The 20,478-nt window shown below is 38.3% G+C and carries 17 protein-coding genes; 2 read left to right on the forward strand and 15 right to left on the reverse strand.

Annotated features, from left to right (window positions below; translation table 11 throughout):
- Positions 1-17: 17 nt before the first annotated feature.
- The 15 genes from ACZZZC_RS19455 to ACZZZC_RS19525 form a co-directional block, all read right to left on the reverse strand.
- Positions 18-935: a hypothetical protein gene (locus ACZZZC_RS19455; RefSeq protein WP_463487946.1), complete on the reverse strand. Its 918-nt coding sequence runs from the start codon at positions 933-935 to the stop codon at positions 18-20.
- A gap of 201 nt (positions 936-1,136) precedes the next feature.
- Entirely contained in the window at positions 1,137-2,330 is a 1,194-nt protein-coding gene (locus tag ACZZZC_RS19460) for a phosphoglycerate kinase (protein ID WP_463487947.1), read from the reverse strand.
- A gap of 9 nt (positions 2,331-2,339) precedes the next feature.
- Positions 2,340-2,771 carry a GNAT family N-acetyltransferase gene (locus ACZZZC_RS19465; RefSeq protein WP_463487948.1) on the reverse strand — a complete coding sequence of 144 codons (432 nt, stop codon included), beginning with the start codon at positions 2,769-2,771 and terminating at the stop codon, positions 2,340-2,342.
- Positions 2,772-3,215: 444 nt separating this feature from the next.
- Positions 3,216-5,996 (reverse strand): hypothetical protein, encoded by a 2,781-nt coding sequence (locus ACZZZC_RS19470; protein ID WP_463487949.1) that lies wholly within the window; start codon positions 5,994-5,996, stop codon positions 3,216-3,218.
- A gap of 7 nt (positions 5,997-6,003) precedes the next feature.
- Positions 6,004-7,023 (reverse strand): hypothetical protein, encoded by a 1,020-nt coding sequence (locus tag ACZZZC_RS19475; RefSeq protein ID WP_463487950.1) that lies wholly within the window; start codon positions 7,021-7,023, stop codon positions 6,004-6,006.
- The gene (locus tag ACZZZC_RS19480) at positions 7,016-7,810 is read right to left on the reverse strand and encodes a fimbrial biogenesis chaperone (RefSeq protein WP_463487951.1); all 795 of its coding nucleotides are present in this window, start codon (positions 7,808-7,810) and stop codon (positions 7,016-7,018) included. Before ACZZZC_RS19480 ends, ACZZZC_RS19475 begins: the two co-directional genes overlap by 8 nt.
- Before the next feature lie 81 nt (positions 7,811-7,891).
- Positions 7,892-8,428, reverse strand: a complete 537-nt coding sequence (locus tag ACZZZC_RS19485; protein ID WP_463483662.1) for a hypothetical protein — start codon at positions 8,426-8,428, stop codon at positions 7,892-7,894.
- A gap of 412 nt (positions 8,429-8,840) precedes the next feature.
- Positions 8,841-9,716, reverse strand: coding sequence for a helix-turn-helix domain-containing protein (locus ACZZZC_RS19490; RefSeq protein WP_463487952.1), 876 nt, complete (start codon positions 9,714-9,716; stop codon positions 8,841-8,843).
- Between the two features lie 268 nt (positions 9,717-9,984).
- On the reverse strand, positions 9,985-10,983 hold the full coding sequence (gene gap / locus ACZZZC_RS19495) for a type I glyceraldehyde-3-phosphate dehydrogenase (protein ID WP_463487953.1): 999 nt from the start codon (positions 10,981-10,983) through the stop codon (positions 9,985-9,987).
- A 74-nt stretch (positions 10,984-11,057) separates the two neighbouring features.
- Positions 11,058-12,143 (reverse strand): MraY family glycosyltransferase, encoded by a 1,086-nt coding sequence (locus ACZZZC_RS19500; RefSeq protein ID WP_463483665.1) that lies wholly within the window; start codon positions 12,141-12,143, stop codon positions 11,058-11,060.
- Between the two features lie 323 nt (positions 12,144-12,466).
- Positions 12,467-13,207 carry a glycosyltransferase family 2 protein gene (locus ACZZZC_RS19505; protein WP_463483666.1) on the reverse strand — a complete coding sequence of 247 codons (741 nt, stop codon included), beginning with the start codon at positions 13,205-13,207 and terminating at the stop codon, positions 12,467-12,469.
- Positions 13,176-13,556 carry a hypothetical protein gene (locus tag ACZZZC_RS19510; protein WP_463483667.1) on the reverse strand — a complete coding sequence of 127 codons (381 nt, stop codon included), beginning with the start codon at positions 13,554-13,556 and terminating at the stop codon, positions 13,176-13,178. The genes ACZZZC_RS19505 and ACZZZC_RS19510 overlap by 32 nt, the downstream gene beginning before the upstream one ends.
- A 74-nt stretch (positions 13,557-13,630) precedes the next feature.
- Positions 13,631-14,017, reverse strand: a complete 387-nt coding sequence (locus tag ACZZZC_RS19515; protein WP_463483668.1) for a hypothetical protein — start codon at positions 14,015-14,017, stop codon at positions 13,631-13,633.
- Between the two features lie 139 nt (positions 14,018-14,156).
- The gene (locus ACZZZC_RS19520; RefSeq protein WP_463487954.1) at positions 14,157-14,633 is read right to left on the reverse strand and encodes a hypothetical protein; all 477 of its coding nucleotides are present in this window, start codon (positions 14,631-14,633) and stop codon (positions 14,157-14,159) included.
- Positions 14,634-15,850: 1,217 nt separating this feature from the next.
- Positions 15,851-16,273, reverse strand: a complete 423-nt coding sequence (locus tag ACZZZC_RS19525) for a hypothetical protein (protein WP_463483670.1) — start codon at positions 16,271-16,273, stop codon at positions 15,851-15,853.
- Positions 16,274-16,522: 249 nt separating this feature from the next.
- Here ACZZZC_RS19525 and ACZZZC_RS19530 point away from each other — a divergent pair, with 249 nt between their 5' ends.
- Together ACZZZC_RS19530 and ACZZZC_RS19535 are read left to right on the forward strand one after the other, a co-directional pair.
- Positions 16,523-17,356 (forward strand): polysaccharide biosynthesis/export family protein, encoded by an 834-nt coding sequence (locus ACZZZC_RS19530; protein WP_463483671.1) that lies wholly within the window; start codon positions 16,523-16,525, stop codon positions 17,354-17,356.
- Between the two features lie 201 nt (positions 17,357-17,557).
- Positions 17,558-20,437, forward strand: coding sequence for a triple tyrosine motif-containing protein (locus tag ACZZZC_RS19535; RefSeq protein WP_463483672.1), 2,880 nt, complete (start codon positions 17,558-17,560; stop codon positions 20,435-20,437).
- Positions 20,438-20,478: the final 41 nt, after the last annotated feature.

Consider the following 20,478-nt stretch of genomic DNA (forward strand, 5'->3'; position numbering starts at 1 on the left):
GAACCTTTTTTTGTTATCTAGTTGCCGATACCGTAAAATTTGGCTACGGCCTGATAGTTTTTCATATCAAGTTTATTTTCTTTGGCAACTGCTGTTGCGGTACCGCCAGGAATAATAACATAACGATATTGAAGCGTTGAAGAAAGAGGTATTGATCTGCTATTATCTGTAGTAAAACGGCTAAAGGTAAACCTACCCAATCTTGGCATATAATTGATAGTACTGAGTTTTGAGCCTGCATAAGATGTATATGGTAAGGGATAAACACCTCCACCGAAATCGAAATAAACCTGTATTGAACCAGTGTTCAAAATTGATGTGGTTAATGCCGGCGCCATAAGATCGCCTATTCGAAGCAATGAAGCATCAATTGTAGTATCTCTAAAGTTTTTGGCATAGTTCCAGCCTGAGTAAATTACATTAGCGGTTCCTTTTAGTGAAAGCGCAACACCCCAGCCTGTTTCTGTTTTCGGCCCGTATAAATTATAACTTGCCTTATCCAGGTAATAGTCGCCCACCGCACCCAAATCGGCAGCTGGCGTAACTGTTCCATTTAAGATTTTACTTCCTGGCGCACCGTTGGCTCCATTGGTGCCGTTCGTACCGTTAGTACCGTTTGCGCCAGTGGCTCCTGTTGCTCCAGTTGCCCCAGTTAGCCCCGCTGCCCCTTTCATCGAAAACGGGGTTCCCCATCCCTCAGCTTTTTTTGGCCCATAAAAGTTACCTGCGGCCAGATCTAGATAAAAATCGCCTAGTTTACCTAATGTGGCATCTGGACCACCATTTCCACTTAATACCGTACTGCCTGCAGGCCCTGCTATGCCAGGCTCACCTTTTAATCCTTGTTGGGCAATTTCTTTTTTGCAACCTAGAAATGTGCAAAATGCCACTACCATCAGTAGGGCTAATAGTTTAAAATTTAATTTCGTTTTCATGTCAAACAGTTTAGTTTATTGAATTTGTGTTTCGATTACATTAATTTCAAGAACTAAACTATGCACACCTGGCGATATAAATATTGATACTGAGTAGAGCTGGCGGTTGGATTAGCAAAAACAGCTTTCCAATGAGCGAATACAAAAAAGGCTCCTTCGAGAGAATCGAGGGAGCCTTTCACAAAAGGTAATATTTACTATCTATTCATTTATCGCCTTAACACCTGGCAACTCTTTACCTTCCATATACTCTAACAATGCACCACCACCAGTTGACACATAACTCACTTCGTCTTCCAAACCGAATTTAGCAATTGCCGCAGCAGAATCGCCACCACCAATTAATGAGAAAGCACCGTTGTTTTTTGTTGCCGCCACAACCGCATCAGCAACCGCTTTTGTACCTACCTGGAAGTTTTCCATTTCGAAAACACCCATTGGGCCATTCCATAATAATGTTTTAGAGTTTTTGATCACATCCTGAAACAAGGCGACAGATTTTGGACCAATATCTAATCCCATCCAATCAGCTGGAATTTGGCCAGAATCTACATCTTTCTTATCAGCATCGTTGGCAAATTTATCAGCGATTACGGTATCAACAGGAAGAATTAAATTAACCCCTTTCGCTTTAGCTTTTTCTACAAGCTCCAAAGAAAGTTCTTGCTTATCAGCTTCTAACAATGATGTACCTATCTCGCCACCTTGCGCTTTAGCAAAAGTGTAAGCCATCCCACCACCAATAATGATGTTATCAACTTTATCCAATAACTTTTCAATCAATAAAATTTTATCTGAAACCTTTGCACCACCCATAATTGCAGTGAACGGACGTTCAGCATGATTTAAAATTTTCTCAGCATTTTCTACTTCAGAGGCCATTAAATAACCAAAGTATTTTGCATCAGGAAAAAATTGTGCAATGATTGACGTAGACGCATGTGCTCTGTGCGCAGTCCCGAATGCATCATTTACATATACGTTACCCAATTTCGAAAGCTTTTCTGCGAAAGCGACATCACCTTTTTCTTCTTCTTTGTAGAAACGTAAATTTTCTAACAATAAAACCTCGCCTGGGAAAAGATTTTTCGCTTGATCAACGGCACTTTCTCCAATGCAGTCATCAGCGAATTTAACCTCAAGGTCGAGCATGCGAGACAAATCGCCAAGAATATGTTTTAAAGAATATTTATCAGTTGGACCATCTTTTGGCCTGCCTAAGTGCGACATTAAAACCACCGATCCGCCATCGTTTAATATTTTAGTAATGGTAGGCAAAGCAGCACGCATCCTTTTATCATCGGTAATTTTAAAATCATCATCTAAGGGAACATTAAAATCTACTCTGATGAGTGCTTTTTTATCTTTGAAGTCTAATTGGTCAATCGTTTTCATGTTTATATTTTATTTTAGTTTTAGTCTCATTTCATAATGGAAGCCAATTCCGGGTATATCAAATTCTGGCGACTCGTTTATAAAACCCAATTTCTTATAAAATGTTGCAGCACTGCTTCGGGCATTGCACCATAAATAATCGGTTTGATATTCTTTCAGGTATTCTACAGAAAAATTAATTAATGCAGCGCCATAGCCTCTCCCGCCAAAATCGGGGTGAGTAGCCATTCCCCTGAGCTGATAACCCTCTCCTTCTTCAGGGAAGTAATCGTTTCGCATTAGGCTGGCAATCGATCTGATTTCATCATTTTCTACATAACCGAGATGAAAGGTATCGTAGTTTCTGTCGCCCTCGAATTCACATTCAGCTAAGGGTTTTCCATTTCTTAGAACCAAACTTCTCAAGGGCAGCACCTCTTCCGGAAGAATAAATTTAACCATAGCTTATGAGTAGCAAGCAGCAGATTCCGAGTGTAAAATGATATTTAATCGGCTTCGCAAACGTTTGCAAAGTTAATAAAGCATTTGAAAGCACATTAAAAATTAACGTAAAAATTAAGACACCTGCGACAACTCAGACCAATAAATCTTGGCATTAAAACCTGAAATTCAATCTTTCGAAAAAATATTTTGATTCTTGTTGCTTATAGAGATTATTAGGATTTATTTCAAAATTCATTTGCCGTTTAATTGGTTAGCCTAAACCTCGATTTGGTTTCATGTAAAAAACCAGCAGGTTGATGTAAAAAAAACTTTTTATTGCTCCAACTGTTACATCTTTGTACCTGGTTCTTATGAGCGAAGATTCATGTTCAAAAATATCTGAAATCATATATCAAACGTTGAATTCCCTAAAAAACAATTCCTCAACTGATATATGATTTTTTAGTTTTTAAACCTTTTTATCTCCACCTTTCTTTCCTTCACTTTTAAAGTTATAGTTTCTACTTTGGTGGTTTGCCCACTAGAAACCGTGATCGATTTAGGCGGCAAAACATAAGCAGTATTTAGCGGGAGGTTTTTGCTTTCGGGATAAACTTTGTAATTACCTAGTGGAAGGTTTATCGAATAATCGCCCTTTTCTCCAGTTTTAACCGAACGAATAATTCCTTTATCATTAACAAAAGAAACATTTATTTCAGCAAGAGAAATTACGGTTTCTACACTTTTGTTCTCTTCATATAAAACGTTTACCATTCCGGCAACATTTCCATTTCGCTGAAGCGGTATGGCAAGTATAGTTTTTTTCTGATAGACAGTAACCGTCTGCGGGTCGATCTGATAACCGTTTTGCAAAGGCATATTAATGACATAGCTACCATAGGGTACTTTATTGTATTTTATTTTCCCATCTACAGGAACGACAAATAAAGTTCTATTGATGAGTACGTTTACATTTTTTGCAGGAATTTCCCCGGCATCAAAAATTTCATTTTGATTCTCATCAATGAAAAATAATACTTCCATATCGCCTTTTTTACCCGTGATGTGTTGCTTTGGCGTTGGAAGTTTTTGCGTTATGCCCGCCTGTAAACTTCTGAAAGTAGACCTGGTGAGCATGTTGCTGTATTGATACTGATAGCTACCAATATAAAACGAGCTTTTCTGACTAATTTGAAATTCACTTCTTGCGGTATAGGTGGTGTTATTTCCAAAAAAACCATCCCTGTAGAATATTATACCAGCCTCTAGCTTGAGCTTGCCTTTTAAAAAGGTATGGCGGAAAGAAGGACTAACACTGAAGCGTGAAATATCTTCGGCGGGATCTCCCTGAAATGTTTCTGCAATTAAAAAACTTCCACGTTGATAGAACACGTTAAGATTGAACCACGGATGGGACCAATTGGCATTCATCCTGAGCTGAAAATTGTTTTTGGAAGAATAATTGGCAAAGCCGTTTTCTAAAGACAAAAATATGTTTTGCTTGAAATTTCTGCTGTGCCAGTTTATCGATTCATTTAAGCGGATAGCATTGAGACTTCCTTTTGCATAGCCTAAAAAATTGTACGAGGCTTTTTCCTGATCATTGGAAAGCGTTAGCGTGAAATTTGCTAGCTGCCCAATCGGTCGGGCCCATCCCAATTCTAGTCGCTGCAAAGCATAATCCCTTTGGAAGAAGCTAAAACCACGTTGATATTGAGGATCAAAACTATAATAATTGAAACCCACCCAAAGATATTGCTTCCCGAAATACCTGGCTATCCGTTCATTAAACTGCATTACCCCCCGCCGAATTCCGGGATAGTAAGCGCTTGAATAAAAGTTATTACTGGTAAAACTAAACTTCCCTATCGCACCATTCATATTTGCACCCATTGATAATGATGGCTTAATGTCGCTTACATCATTAAGATTTTGCGACAAACCACCGCCAGCCGTTGCGTTTAAAGAAAATTTCTGACGATTGAACAAAGTAACCGTATTGGAAGTTAATACCGATCGTGTTTCATCCAGTGGTGAATAATCGAAAATCATGCTGCTTGCTACCGAACCAGCACCACCATTTCCAGCATTTACCTTGGCGTAAGCCGCATAACCGTAGTCAAAATTTGATCCCAACAAATTAAATGATTTCTCTACCGCACCAAATTCCAAACCCTCTTTACTTTCTTCTTTTTTGGTATACACTTTTATTCCCCTGCCATTAATAAAACTTTCTAAATTTTCAGTAATATTTCCAACAGTTGCACCATAATTCTTAGTTTCATAATTCAACCAGGTGTTGGTAATTAAGGGCTGATTAGATAGATTTTGCCATTGATAAGCATCAATATTGAAAGCGAGCAGCCCGTTTCCAACCTGAGTGGCACCGCCTCCGGTAAGCTGCCAGGATTGAGAATCGGAAAATAAGTTTTGCCCGATTAGTGAAATTTGGTTTGTACCACCAAGCAGGTTGAGTGTGCGATCCTGACCGCTGGAAACAAACTGCCTCTCGCCGGCCGCATTTTGCACAAATGCAACACCATTACCGAAAAGATTTCCGTTTTTGTAGAGGCCCGCTACATTAATATAAAAGCTACTGAGTTGATAAATTTGTTTGGTAATGACTTTCGAAAACTGAATTTCCTTTTCGCTCCCAGGAATAAGCAACAGATTCTGCTCGATAATTTGTTTGCTTTCCCCCTCGCCGCCAGGAAAAGCCGCTACCAGTTTAAGATCTTCCACCTGATTACCTGCATTGCGCACCATTACCTTTAATATAATAGAATCGCCTACGCTTTTTAATAAAATACTTGGGGTACTTACCACCAAAGCCGTAGCCCTAACAAGTGGAAGATTAACCGTTGCCGATGAAGAAGAGAGCAATCTGGCTTCAAGATCAGTTAAATTGAAAACGATTTTCGCATCGCCAGCATTGGCCGAATTCAGAACCAGAAATTTAACCGGAAAATAGCTATGCCCACCAGCTGGAATTTTAACTTTAAGCAACGGCTCGCCAACTTTTTTATAGCCTTGCGGCAAAACTGGCGAAATAAATCCCTCAAAAGTTGAAGCAGAAGAATTGGATACTTTTACACTCAGTGATAACAGTTTTTCATTTCCCAGTTCTACAAGAGTATCCGCAGAAATACTGACCAATGCTTTTTGCTGCGCATGTGAGGCGGTCGACAAAAATATCGTCAAAATAAAAAATACCAGAAAAGATTTAGTAACTGATCGAAGCATGAGGTGTTTACTGTGGAATAATCTCGTAAATCACTAAGCCGCTGTAAGAATCAGGTACAGCATTATTCAGTCTGGCATCATCAGCCTTGGTAAAATAACGAACATTATAGCGATACAGCTGTGATGAAGACGTCATTGCACCTCCATTTAAAATGGTTTGAGCAGTTTCCGAAAGGGTGATGCTGCCTCCAGCCCCGCCCGCTGCAGGAATTAAGTTCAAGTTAGCAACAGAAACAGGAAGCGAATTTTTGCCTGAACTAAAATTCGCACTGCCCATCCTTACCTGAATGGCATAAGGCGTGGCTGCTGTTACGCTTAATCCATTGGCATAGCTTACTGATGCACCATTGGCATAATCATTCATGGTTTTAAGTTCGAGCAAAGCTGATCTTGCATTGTCTTGCACCTGAATTCCATAGCTTGCCGGAGATTGGTAACTGCCATCCGGGCGGATTTGCATTCCGTTTACCGCACTGGAACGCCCAAGCTCATTTCCATTTCTATCTAAGAGTACAAATGCGATATTGAGTGAATAAGCCTGCCATGATTTTAGCGCATCCATATAAGTTCCACCTTCTAAAACCAAATCAACCGTAAAAACGATGCTTTTATAAAACTCATACCACTCGGTACTTAAAGCATATTTAGACGAATTGATGAGTAATGATTGTGTGCCTGGAGTAGATAAGGGAATTGGTGTAGTTCCGCTGCCTATTTGCTGAAAAGTTGTACCGTTGACTGCACTTAACTTGAGCTTAAGCTTATTAAACGGAAACGTTTTACCCTCACTGTTTGTAATAGGTTGCAAGAGAATCATTCCCAAACTCCAGTTCGGGTAGTTTCTTAAAATTCCTAGTACATCAAGCTGAACCTGATAGGCATTACCAAAGGTTTGATCTTTAGAAGTGGCTACTGAAATATAATTTTGATTGCTGGCGCCGATTCTGGCCTGTGCAAAACTATCAACCCTGCACATGGAGAAAAGCACTGTAAAAAACAGGCAGCAAAAGAAGAAACGTTTATTCATGATTAAACTCCAGTTCTGCTAGTTTTACGGTCGAATCTTCTCCATAGTTGAGGATGGAAGATGCTACATATTCTCCTTTTGTCAAATCGGCGGGAAGCTCGAAAAATATTTCCCGGTTATTACCAGGAACAGAGTAGAATATAACATCTTTTAGCATGGTTTTCTTACCCGATTTACGTTCGAGCAGTTCGCATGTTGCTGTGCCATCAGCCCAAACGTTTCCTATGTTAACGAATTTTAAAGTGAGCAATCTCTTGTTGATGGCGAAACCCACAATATCCAAATCGGGGCGCCTGGTAGTTGGAAACCGTTGATACAATTTGATGCCTGTTCTAATGGCGACCTTAATATTTGCGCCCTTCTCGCTCACATCATCAAAAGGGTTGAGTTGCGTAACATAAAGCATTGCAGTATGCACGGGGAGTGTATCCGTAAGATTTGCCGGAGGACTTACCTGCAATTCGATATCTTTCTGCTCGCCAGGCCCCAATGAGAAAAAAGACGATGGCAGTACCGATACCCAGTTCGCACAAGACCCAGCTGTAGAGCCTGCTTCGAAAATATTGTTGTTACCTTTTATATCGTATGCCCAATCGCTTAAAGAAACGCTTAAATCCAGTGAACTGGTTTTGCTCACGTTACTCACCGTCACAATTTGCTTTTGAGATTGCCCCTTATCAACAGTAAAGTAAACCCTAGGAGGAGTTACTGAAAGACCTGTTTGTGCTAATGCTTTAATAGTAAAAAGCAATAACGTAAAGGTAAGTAGAGTAAATTGTCTTTTCATGAAGGCAGGGACTGGATTGCAAATATACAAAAAAGGCAACAATGGATTGTTCCACCGTTGCCTTCCTTGAATGATATTTTTTTAGTTTGCCTCAATTGTGTAAGTAACTACTGTGCTGTAAACTGTAGGGTTTTCAGTTTTGAAATATTTATCTACAAATTTCTCAGCACCTGCAGCTTTGTAAGTGATGTTGAAATTTTTGTTTACACTTCCGGTAGTACTGGTGATGATCGGCTGATCGTTATTGCTTAAGCTACGAGCATTGTAAACTGCGTTTGTAAGCTGATTAGTAGTACCTGCTATTGGCGTAATGGTTACATCACTTGCATCAATCGATGCTTTACTTCCTTGCAATGTTGCAGCTGCTGATTTTACTTTTACTACGAATGCACCTGTTGAATATACGGTAAGGTGATCGTTTTGTGTTGAACTTACACCATTAGTGTAATCAGCAGTTGTTTTATAATCCAGGTTAACAAGTTTTTGCGCAGGGTTTACCGTGATGGTTTGTATTGGATACAAACGAATGTTTAATGTTGCATTGTCAGCTTGAGCCGATGCGTTTTGTTGGAAAGTGAATACTAGGATGGTTGCGATGGTTGCGATGATTAATTTCATGTCTTTTATGTTGCTTTTTTTGTTTTTTATTTTATTTTTGTGTTCCCCTCAACTCAAAAATCACCTGATTTTCTTTGTAAATTTTTAGTTACTTTCTGTTCTGAACGGAGTGCAAAGGTATTTTGAATTTTATTCCAAAAAAATATTAAAAAAGACAAATAAAGTATTAAAAAACAGACAGGATATAAGACAGCTAAAGTTTTGTATCAACACACTGTTTATCAATATAATAGACAATAAAAGTTATTATTGACAATTATCAACAAAATGAATATTGTAGTTATAGACAGTCAAAATAGATTCATTTTTGTAAAAATCAATAAGACAAGCGGCTAGCACCAAAATCATATTTGTGGCTTAGCCTGCTATTAAATTTGCATGATTTAAGTGACGCTGGTGCGGTGAGCAGTTACTAAACTGCCAGGCTATTTTGAAGATTACGATACTTTTTCGGACTGTAGCCGGCATGTTTCGTAAAAAAAGCACTGAAATTATTTTCTTCGGTGAAACCCAGACGGTAGCTAATTTCTTTAATGGTAAGTGCACTATGACCAAGTAAGCTTTTTGCTTCTTCAAAAATCTTTTCTGTGGTAAGCTGCTTTGCCGACCTTCCGTGAACAGTGATAATCGCCTGGTTCAATCTTCGCGGACTAATCCCTAACTCATCTGCATAGAAATCGAGTTTTTTGGCTTGATGAAAGTTGAGATGAAGAATTTCGCGAAAACGGGTTGCGATTTTTTTATCTTCCTGATTGCTTTGTTGGATACCAGAAGTGATTAAACCCTGGTGATAAAATGTGGAACGAAGCAACATCGCTTGAACCGCGTTGTGAAGAATATCAATTACCATAGGGTTGTTCAACTGGCCAAGCAGCGCTTGCATATACAGAAGCTGCAACCGCACATATTCTACAATATCTATGGATGGGCTACTGAGATAAATCTTACTTTGATCGAAAAATAAAGGTGTATTTTGGATGAAATAAGCGTCTGCAGGTGTTCTGGCATAGAAACCGTAATCGAAAACTACAATCCATAGATCTTCATTCTCTCTTTCCATAAAAGCATGATAACGATCAGGGCCAATAAATAGGAAATGACTTCTTGGGATGGCAATTTTTTCATTTTCAACACAATGAGAAATATCTTCGCCAACAGCGAACAAGATGGCAAAAAAAGGCCAACGTTGGGCTTTGTAAGGATTTTCAAGTTTTAAGCAAGCCTCTGAAGCTTTACAAATATGAATATGATCCTTAATAAGGGAGTCAAGATCTGTGGGAGCAGCCATTTCACTAAAAAGTTTTCTTTTCCGGGATTAGAAAGACAACGATTTCGAAGATATAATTTTATCAACGGAATGGCAACCATTTTTCAAAACCTGTGGTTGTAAAATGGAATTTCAAAATCATCTGGCCTTATTCCTGTGCAAATTCCCCAATCTTTTAATCCATTCAAATATTGATGGCTTTTTCTGATCATAATTCCTTGATGTTGGTAGAATAAGCATTTAAAAGGAATAATAAAAAATGCTGGAGTTTGACTAAGAGTTTGAAAACTTATGCTGAATCTTGTAAAGATTTAATCTTCTTCACCACATCAATCAACCTGCTGCTGTAGCCGTACTCATTATCGTACCAGCCTACCACCTTCACCATGTCGCCCACTATCGAAGTGAGCAAAGAATCAAAAGTACAGGAGTTTGGATTATCAATAATATCTACCGAAACAATCGGATCTTCCGTATACTCCAAAATTCCTTTAAGTTCGTTTTCAGAAGCCCGTTTAAAAGCCGCGTTGATTTCTTCAATGGTTGTTTTATTTTTTAAGAGACAAGTAAAATCAGTAAGTGAACCATTTAAAACAGGCACTCTGATCCCTGCACCTCCTAAACGCCCTTCCAATTCAGGGAAAATATGGGTAATCGCCTTTGCTGCCCCGGTTGTAGTTGGAATGATGGAAGATGAAGCCGCTCTCGCCCTTCGTAAATCTTTATGGTTGGAATCATGCAGATTTTGATCACCCGTCATCGAATGGATGGTAGTGATATATCCTTCCTCTACACCCCAATTATCGTTTAAAATCTTAATCATTGGCGCAATGTTGTTGGTGGTACAACTTGCATTAGAAAGAATCGGACTTTTTAAATCTATTTGATCGTCGTTAACGCCTAAAACCAACATCGGTATTTCATCGGCAGCGGGAGCAGAAATAAGCACCTGATTCGCTCCGGCATTAAGGTGTTTTTCAGCAGCCTCAACACTTAGGTTTTTTCCTGTACAATCCACCACTAAATCTACCCTCAAGGCCGACCACGGCAATTCGTCCGCATCTTTTATTGCGAAAACAGGGATCATTTTTTTATCGATAACAATTGCATCTGGTTTGGCAAAAACTTCACTTGCATGAACCCCATGCACACTATCGTATTTAAATAAATGTGCCATTGTTTTAGCATCAGCCAAATCATTAATTGCCACCACATCGAAACCCTCGGCCAATGCCAAACGCAAAAATGTTCTCCCTATTCTACCGAAACCATTAATCGCCAGCCTCATTACATTAATATTTTAGGCGCAAAAATACGCTTTATTTTGATATTAAAATTGAATGTGAAACCAGTAACTGAAAATTACGCCTTTCCAGGTATTGCCTTTGATAACCGCCAAGTGATCGCCCCATTATAAATAGCACAGATAGTGATTAAAAGCACAATCAACAAGAAATTACCTAAATGTTGAAGTAGAATGGTACACGCAATAATGGAAATATTTAACACTGTCGTGATCCAGACAATTTGATTTGGTTTTAAACCCAATCTTTGCAAGCGGTGATGGATATGATCACGATCGCCAGTGAATGGTGATTTTCTTTTTAATATCCTAATGGTAAATACCCTCAAAGAATCGAAAATGGGCACAATTAATATGGCAACAGCAATGGCAGGTGCAGAATAAAACGTGGGTTCATTATCGCCGGTAAATTTATTGATTTCTATAAACTTTATGGCCAGCGCAGCAGTAGTTAAACCGATAATCAGCGCCCCTGTATCTCCCATAAAAATCTTCGCCGGATACCAGTTGAACTTCAAAAACCCAGCTATTGCCCCGGTAAGAGCGAAGGAGATAAATGCATAAGGTATTTGATTGGCAGTAGCGAAGGCAATCCCAAAAGACAGGCCTGCCAGTATCCCGATTGAACCCGCCAAACCATCAATTCCATCTATGAGATTAAAAGCATTGTTCAGGAATATAATCAAAACAATGGAAAACAGGCCTCCCCACATCATATTCATATTGAAAATATTCAATACGCCATATAAACTACTTAACCGAAAATTACCAAAAAACACCAAAATGCCAGCTACCAACAACTGTAGGATAAATTTCGTACTGGTGTTAGTGCCATAAACATCATCTTTTAAACCCAGGGCCGATAAAATAATACAAGAAACTATTAAGTAGTTTGCTTCCTTAAAATTTATTATGGCCGAAAATAGTAAGGTGCTAATCGTAAAACTGGCCACAATTGCCAAACCGCCTAAACGGGATATACTTAAATTATGGTTTTTTCGGTGTAAATCATTTGTATCGAACAGTTTGTACTTCAACGAAGTGAAAATGATGGATGGAGTACTTAATAATACCATCGCAAATGCCAATAAGGCAATGGCGCCGTAAAAGACGATAGGATGTGCAACAATTAAATCTGTAAACAAAACGGGAACGGTTTGAACAAATATAGGGAATGATGTTGATTTTGCATTGGTGATTAGCCAATTAACTTGACATAAGTCAAAACTGGTGGGCTAAGATTACCGCTCTCAGCAATTTGCGAAGTGGAGAAGATCGGCCGAAGCATTCTATCTTTTTTTTTCAAAAATGACGTCATTGCTAAGCCGATTTTTCATCGGCTGTGGCAATCTACTCTCCTCATTGTTAAGATGAATAGCCCTATCAGCAGTCGTCATTCTCGCGAAGGCGGGAATCTTAATGCCACTACAATCAAATAGCATTACAAAAAAATTGAGAATGATAATTATTAAAACTGCTTCAACTTACTAAGCTTTTTCCTTAGCAAAACCCAAACTGGATTTGGAATTTTATTTCGCAGTAAAGCTTTATAATCATTTTTTAATGCATGTAGCAAACTTGAAGCATTTCTATTGCTTACGCCACCTGTGCGCATATTTACCATCAATAGTGGAAGATAAACAGCTTTCAACTTGTCTGTATGGAAAAACCTTAAAATCAAATCATAATCTGCAGCCGTTCCCATATCGAGGGCATAATTTCCATACGGCTTAAATAGTTCTCGTTTGAGATACAATGTGGGATGAGCGGGCATCCAGCCTTTTTCGATATCCTTAGAATCGGCCTGGTGAGAACGCCACTGCCTCACAATTTTTCTTTTATCTGCTGTGATATAATTTAAATCTCCGTAAACTGCCTGAGTAACTGGCTGGGCGGCAAAAGCCTTTGCAATCGCTGCGACCACATGACTTCCGACCAACATATCATCAGCATTGAGCAGTCCAATCACCTCTCCTGAAGCCAGTTTTATTCCCTTATTAATGGCATCATAAAGTCCTTGGTCTTTTTCGGAAACCAGATGGGTAACATTCTGCTTGTACTTTTCGATGATGTTTAGGGTTTGATCCGTAGAGCCACCATCAATAATGATATACTCAATAGGTTTATAAGATTGATTGATTACGGATTCGATACAATCTTTAATGTATGGTTCTGCATTATAAACTACGGTAATGATGGAGATTTTCATCTTTTAAAGAAGCTTGCCTTTTTCTGATCTGAAAGAAAGCAATGCCAGCCGTAAAGATAAATAATAGCGGGATATAATCATCGATTGGGCACTGCTGATAATATGTACCTTTAATACCACCCCTACCATGACCAACACAACCTAATGATGGCTGAGAAGCATCTAATAACCATTGACAGTTTGCATCTGGTTGTATGTTTGGAACATTAGAAAAAGCACCTCCAGGTGGGGCAGTTTGATAAATAAGAAGCTCCGGATACCCCGGTACGAGACATCCATATTCAGCAAATATTTTGTTTGGGATGGAGATAGTTATTAAGAGCGGGATGATTAAACCTAACTTCTTCATAAGCAGTGGTGTTAATCATTGCAGGAAGATAGGAAATATATAGGAAAATAAAGAAACTGAAATTAGATAGAAAACTATATTTTTCTTTTCCTAATCACGAAGATACCTAACGCGGCTGCAGATGCACCGAAAGCCCAGGAGTAATCATCAAGGGGGCAATTAACAACCGTTCGATTTGCTATTTTTCCATTATAAGTAGCAGTTGAACATCCTGTTATAATTCCTAAAACATTGGTACTGTATCCAAAAGGACACACTGTGCAGTTCTGCGATGTCGCAATCCATTTAATTTGAGAATTTGCTATGCAGGCTGTTGTACCAGGCTCATTTGGATTGGCCTGATAGACAGGATTACCTCCAAAAACAAGAGCTAAAACCGCATTTATAATACCTCGGTCGTCCTGCACGGTATAGGTGGTATTATTTGATGAAACCAGACAACCAGTTTGGGCTTTGGACAAATTTGCTATAAATAAGAATATTATGAAATAAAGACATGTCTTGATAAACATATTGCTAGCGCTGATGTACACGAAATTACATCAATCCCATCCGTGAACATACGTTCATTTCATTCAATATGCTTCTAGATATCCATCATTATGTGAGATAACTCAATGTAATTTGCCGACGGATAAATAAAAACCCCAAGCCTGCAAAAATCGCCAAGAGTAATGGAATGTAATCGTCAATTGGCAAATTTGAAGCTACGCAATTCGTTCTTACATCAAATTCAACCCATGAGCCATAACTCACATTACTATCATTATCGTCCGGATTTTTAATATCGTTTACCCAACATGAAGTAGCAAATCCTACCTCGCTATGCAACCTTAGCTCACCCGGTGAATATTCAAGGCAATTTACTGGTGGATTATAGACTTTAAATTTTTTTTGTCCATTTCTATTGTAAACCCTATAATTACCATTACTATAAAATTTTGTTGATCCGGAAAATACATCTAAATATATAACACCGGGTCCACCGTCAATTAAGCATCCGACTTTCGTTTCTGCTAGACCTGCAACTGTAAAAAAATAGAAAAATAAAAAGGGTAATAGGAATGGAGCTTTCATAAACGGAACAAAATATAAGGTTATTTAGTAGCATAAAAACTACAAAACGCCGCGAATATGAAAATTTAAATCAGAAATAAAAATTGCATAAACCTAAATTCGTAGCCTTTCTAGGAATACAAGTTTGGAATAATTACAAGGTAATAAGTGTACTTTTAACAAAAACCTCCTCTGATATTGAAAAAAGGTGAGTTGTGATTTAAAAAGCTAACTAGGAGATTATTAGCAAACGAAAAATTAAGAGAAAAAGCTGACATGATCATTTGACAAATGTCATGAACAAAATGAACAAGAGAAATTGTGGATTAACATGACACTGATAAATCATGTGCGAGATCCTTGGTTAGAAAAGGCAGAAGTTACAAATCTTGCCATGTTAATTGGCTTGGAGAATTGCAAGTTGATTTCAAGCTGGTGCAAGCTTATCGCTTGGGACTAAATGCGTAAATTTGGGGCGGATTACATAAACTAATAGTATGACAAATGGGATACCTACATTACAATAGCTATAAATAACTAGTGATGAGTCTTAGCGTGACGCTACGACTAGATGGGTAAAGTAACTGGGATGCCTACATTACAATAAAGGGTACAAAGATAAGTCTTAGCGAGACGCTACGACTAAGTTGCATCTTGGTGTGAATGGTATTAGTAGTATTAAACATAATCTTGTAAATATCTCCTACGATAATAAATAAATGAAAATACGCAAAACGGAAAAATGAGCCAATAAATATGGCTATCCAACGGACAGTTCAACCTATCGTAAGTTACGATAGTTCCTGGAAACTGATAGACACCGTTCGTTCCTGCGCAAGCTCTGCAGACTGTGCCAGGCAGAGGATTGGTAATATTTGCATAACTGTTAGAACCTGATAATCCTGCTTGACACTGGGCCAACGTTCCATAATAACTACAATTATAATTAGTTCCACTGACTAATGTGTAATATACGCCAGGGGTAGGGCCAGATAACACCCTACAACCAGTCGCCGAATAAGAAAACTCAAACGCAAAAACAAAAAATATTATTAAAATTAAATTTGATAAGTATTTCATAAGCAGAATTGGAAACGAGCAAATTCCACCTCAAAAATAACTGCGTATTTTTAAAAACGCGAATAAATCTATTTAATCATACAAAAAAAGAGTTTTTGGTAGTTAAATATGAGTATATAGTTAATTAAACGTTTGAATGGATTGCCGCTGGGGAAAGACTATAAAGTCAATGCTTCTTCAAATTTAATTGTTGTGTGCTTACGCAGATAAAAGATACCCAAAATACCTATTGGCAATATTAAAAACAATACATAATCATCAAGTGGGCAACCAATTGTGCTAGCAGTAAACGTTCCACTAAATCCTGTTTGGGGACTTGCATAGACATAACAAAAGCAGCCAAAAACATCAAATGATCTACTAGCTGAAACGTAACATGTTGGACCTGTAACAGGGGTCCAGCTACATCTATTAGTAGGAAGAGTATTTATTGATGATGTTTTAAAATAGTTTGTGAACGTGTAATCATCAGTATAAATGATGTTATTCGGAAGAAGACAACCCGTAGCAGTACTTGATTGAGCCTTTACAAGAAAATGCGAACAAAAGAAAACGACAAACATTAAAAACAACCTCTTCATAATAATAATTTTATTACTTCCAAGGGGTGTGCTTCAACAATAGGGGTACACAAAGATACGGCTAACCAATAAAATAAACGCTTGGTTACCACTTTAATAATTGACATATGTCAAAATTTTATTTTTCTAAGTCTTAGTGATTAAACGTTTAATTTCCATATGCCTTCCCCCCCATTTTATAAATTTTCGATTTCATATATTAAAAAGTATTTTTGTTTCTTAATAAACCAAACCTTGTCTCCGCCTTTTATGATTTTCATTCACATCAAGAAATACTTCCTTTTTATTGCTATAATTTCTATTCTTGCCGTTTTGAGTTCGTGTGGTGTGCGTAAAGAACGCACCTTATTTAATGCGCCGAGCGATATCGTTACAGATACCATCAAACAGGTTTATGTAGTGAACGATCAGGGCATTAGTGATGCCTATTATAAAATAAAAGTGAACGACCAACTGGCTATCCGCAACGTACAAAACTTCGAATTCGGTGCAACAGGCAATACAACAGGTTCGGCAGCAAGTAGCAATAGCCGACAAAGCAGCGCCTCCGGCGGAATCAATAACGTACTTTCCTATCCTGTAGATTTAGATGGAATGGTTAATTTACCGGCCATTGGTAAGGTAGAAGTAATCGGTTTAACCAGAAGAGAAGCGGCTATTAAAATTCAGGACCTCTATAAAAACAAATTGTTGAAAGACCCCATCATTGAATTGTCTGTGGTGAATTTAAAGGTGACACTATTGGGCGAATTTAGTAAACAAGGCAACTTTTTACTAGAACGGGATAATACCACGCTCATCGATATTATCGGCGAAGCGGGAGGAATTACCAAAACTGCCGATCCGAAAACATTAAAAATTATTCGTGGCGACCGGGCAAACCCTGAACTTATTTATGTTAACCTAAATGACATCAACAGTTTGGCAAGCAAAAAACTGGTATTGCAAAATCATGATATTATCGTGCTTCAACCTACCAAAAGTTCGGCCACTAGTGATAAACTTCAGAGCCTGAACAATATTTTACAGCCGCTTTTAGTGGTAGTGAATTTGGCTGTGTTGATCTTTACAGTAACGAGGTAGTTTTGAGTTGGGAGTTGAGAGTTTCTAGTCCGGAGTCGGTAGTCAAAAGCTAGGTTGTCTAGCTGGGAGTTGAGCGTTGGGAGTTGGGAGCAAATGGTTGGGAGGTATTTCTTCTTTGTTACTCTTGTCTCTATTCTTTAATCCTTGTTCCTTATTCTTTGTTCCTGGTTCTTTAATCATTTGTTCTATTATCCATAATATATGCATAAATTTTTTCACCTTTTATTACTCCTTTCCCTATTTGCCCAAATAACCAATGCTTCTGACATCAAAAGCATTGGGGTGCCATATATCGAAAATTACCCAAAATCGGTTTACGCATCAGGCAATCAAAATTGGAGCATTGCGAAGGATAAAAATGGCATCATGTACTTCGGGAATGCCGAAGGTCTCTTAACCTTCGATGGCAAATATTGGCAAAAGTACCAAATGCCCAACCGACAAATTGTTCGTTCAGTAGCGACTGACAATAATGGAAAAATATATACTGGAGCTTTTGGTGAATTTGGGTACTGGGCTTATACCAACAACAAATTAACATATCAATCACTCACCCCGCTCCTACCAAAAGGCAATAAAGTAAGTGATGAAATCTGGAAAATATATGTGGATAAAGATCGTGTGATTTTTCAATCCTTCTCCAGGATATTTATTTATAAAAATGGAAAAATTGAGATCATTAAAGCACCATCTTCCTTTCTCTTTTTACATCAGGTAAACAACAAATACATTGTCGAGGTGCTCGACAAAGGTTTATTTGAATTAGCAGGAAACCAATTGAAGTTTATTCCGAATAGTGAAAAGCTGGGTAAACAAGGTGTGCTCTCTATCTTACCCTATAAAAATGGTGGTTTCATTATTGGCACCAGTAAAAACGGCCTGTTTACTTTCGATGGAAAAGATTTTGCACCTCTTGCTACCCCAGCCAACGACTATCTCAAAACTTACCAACTAAATAATGGTGTAAAGCTCTTAAATAAATATTATGCTTATGGCACCATTCTAAATGGATTAATCATCATTGATGAAAGTGGCCGGGTAGTGCAACGCATCAACAAATCGAGTGGTTTACAAAATAATACGGTATTAAGTATTTTTGCCGATAACGAGCAAAATCTGTGGACGGGTTTGGATAATGGAATCGACCGCATTGAGTTAAACTCCCCACTTTATTTCTATTTCGATAAAACCGGACAGTTCGGAACCGTTTACTCCAGCATCATTTTTAAAGATAAAATTTACCTGGGGACTAACCAGGGCTTGTTTTACAGCAATTGGTCTAAAAACGATGAATTAACTCCTTTCAATTTTCGCCTTATTCCAAGTTCGCAAGGGCAGGTTTGGGATCTCGCCATCGTGAATAACGAATTAATTTGTGGTCACAATAGTGGTACTTTTAAAGTTTTAGGCGATCAAATCAGTTGGATCTCGTCGGTAAGTGGCGGTTGGACCATTAAACAACTTCATTCTAACCCCAACTATTTTATCCAGGGAACTTATGTCGGGTTATCACTCTATCAAAATACCGCGTCGGGATTAAAATTTGATGGTAAAGTTTTAGGCTTTACAGAACCATCCAGATTCATTGAGCAAGATAACAAAGGCGATATTTGGGTAGCCCACGCCTATAAGGGCTTATACAAACTCACCCTGAACAGCACTTTTAGCAAAGTAACCAGTGTAAAATATTTCGATGAACAGAATGGCTTACCTGGAAACTATAACGTAAATATTTTCAATCTGGAGAATAGAATTGTGTTCTCCTCCGATAAAGGATTTTACACTTACGATGAATTGAGCAATAAATTTACTTTGTATGATGTGCTCAACAAAAGCCTCGGCTCATTCTCTACTTCTAACAAAATTATTAGTGCGGTCAATAAAAAGTATTGGTTTATCGATCATGGCAAAACCTCATTGGTAAACTTTTCCGAACCTGGGAAAATAGAAATCGACTCCAATCAGTTTAGCCTTTTAGATGGCAGAATGGTTCAATACTATGAAAACATTAGTCAAATTGGAAATTCTATTTATTTGATCAGTGTTGATGATGGTTTCGTAATTTACAATAATCTGCTTAGCCAATCGCCTGGCAAAAGGAAACTTCCAACAGTTTTAATCCGGAGGATTGAAGACATCACAGATAAGTATTTCACAATCAGCGAAACAGGCAATCACAATGAAGAAACGGAGATACCAAACAGCAGGAACAACATTAGGATCTCATTTGCCCTGCCGTATTACCGACAGGCAAAGCTCAAATTTCAATACTATTTAGAAGGATATTCTAAAGATTGGTCGGATTGGAGTGTGGCTACCCAAAAAGATTTTACCAACCTGAGCAGCGGCACTTATAAATTCAAGGTGCGGGCAAAAATCAATGATTCTTCGATTAGCGAGATCACCACTTTCGAGTTCACCATCCTCCGGCCATGGTATCTAAGCAACATTGCTATTGTTTTATACTCAATTTTAGTTGTGGTCGTATTACTCGTGGGCAAAAAGCTGTACGAAGCAAAGCTGAAACGCGATAGTCATAAGATTAGTGAGCGGTTGAAAGCAGAGCAGGATGAAATTCTAAAACAGGAGGCCGAAGTAAACGAAAAGCAAATTATAAAGCTGCAAACCGAAAAGCTTCAGGCAGAGCTGGCCTCCAAAAATAGAGAACTTGCCAACTCGGCCATGACCTTGGTTTATAAAAATGAGCTGCTTCAAAAACTGAGTGATGAAATTACCAAGCTGAAAGATGAGAATGGCAAGAAGCTTTCAGACGATCAGACTAAAAAAATTCAAAAGGTAATTAACGATGGAATGAATGATGAGCGGGATTGGCATTTATTCGAAAACAGCTTTAATGAGGCCCATGAAAGTTTCTTCAAAAAGCTTAAAGCACAACATCCGGATTTGGTACCGAACGACCTGAAGCTTTGTGCCTATCTGCGGATGAACATGAGCAGTAAAGAGATGTCGTCATTGCTAAATATTAGCCTAAGAGGTGTGGAAATTCGCCGCTATCGCTTGCGTAAAAAACTGGAAGTACCACACGATAAAAACCTAACTGAATTCTTAATGGAATTGTAACTTCAAAGAAGAAAACTAAGCCGAAACATCGTCGGGAACGT

This window comes from Pedobacter sp. AC212 (assembly GCF_979258625.1).

Excerpts from the sequence above, each read along its gene's own strand:
- ACZZZC_RS19510 (WP_463483667.1), bottom strand. The coding sequence starts at position 13,556 with ATGAAGAAGTTAGGTTTAATCATCCCGCTCTTAATAACTATCTCCATC.
- ACZZZC_RS19525 (WP_463483670.1), bottom strand. The coding sequence starts at position 16,273 with ATGAAGAGGTTGTTTTTAATGTTTGTCGTTTTCTTTTGTTCGCATTTT.
- ACZZZC_RS19470 (WP_463487949.1), bottom strand. The coding sequence starts at position 5,996 with ATGCTTCGATCAGTTACTAAATCTTTTCTGGTATTTTTTATTTTGACG.
- ACZZZC_RS19485 (WP_463483662.1), bottom strand. The coding sequence starts at position 8,428 with ATGAAATTAATCATCGCAACCATCGCAACCATCCTAGTATTCACTTTC.
- ACZZZC_RS19535 (WP_463483672.1), top strand. The coding sequence starts at position 17,558 with ATGCATAAATTTTTTCACCTTTTATTACTCCTTTCCCTATTTGCCCAA.
- ACZZZC_RS19480 (WP_463487951.1), bottom strand. The coding sequence starts at position 7,810 with ATGAAAAGACAATTTACTCTACTTACCTTTACGTTATTGCTTTTTACT.
- ACZZZC_RS19505 (WP_463483666.1), bottom strand. The coding sequence starts at position 13,207 with ATGAAAATCTCCATCATTACCGTAGTTTATAATGCAGAACCATACATT.
- ACZZZC_RS19490 (WP_463487952.1), bottom strand. The coding sequence starts at position 9,716 with ATGGCTGCTCCCACAGATCTTGACTCCCTTATTAAGGATCATATTCAT.
- ACZZZC_RS19475 (WP_463487950.1), bottom strand. The coding sequence starts at position 7,023 with ATGAATAAACGTTTCTTCTTTTGCTGCCTGTTTTTTACAGTGCTTTTC.
- ACZZZC_RS19455 (WP_463487946.1), bottom strand. The coding sequence starts at position 935 with ATGAAAACGAAATTAAATTTTAAACTATTAGCCCTACTGATGGTAGTG.
- gap (WP_463487953.1), bottom strand. The coding sequence starts at position 10,983 with ATGAGGCTGGCGATTAATGGTTTCGGTAGAATAGGGAGAACATTTTTG.
- ACZZZC_RS19530 (WP_463483671.1), top strand. The coding sequence starts at position 16,523 with ATGATTTTCATTCACATCAAGAAATACTTCCTTTTTATTGCTATAATT.
- ACZZZC_RS19465 (WP_463487948.1), bottom strand. The coding sequence starts at position 2,771 with ATGGTTAAATTTATTCTTCCGGAAGAGGTGCTGCCCTTGAGAAGTTTG.
- ACZZZC_RS19460 (WP_463487947.1), bottom strand. The coding sequence starts at position 2,330 with ATGAAAACGATTGACCAATTAGACTTCAAAGATAAAAAAGCACTCATC.
- ACZZZC_RS19520 (WP_463487954.1), bottom strand. The coding sequence starts at position 14,633 with ATGAAAGCTCCATTCCTATTACCCTTTTTATTTTTCTATTTTTTTACA.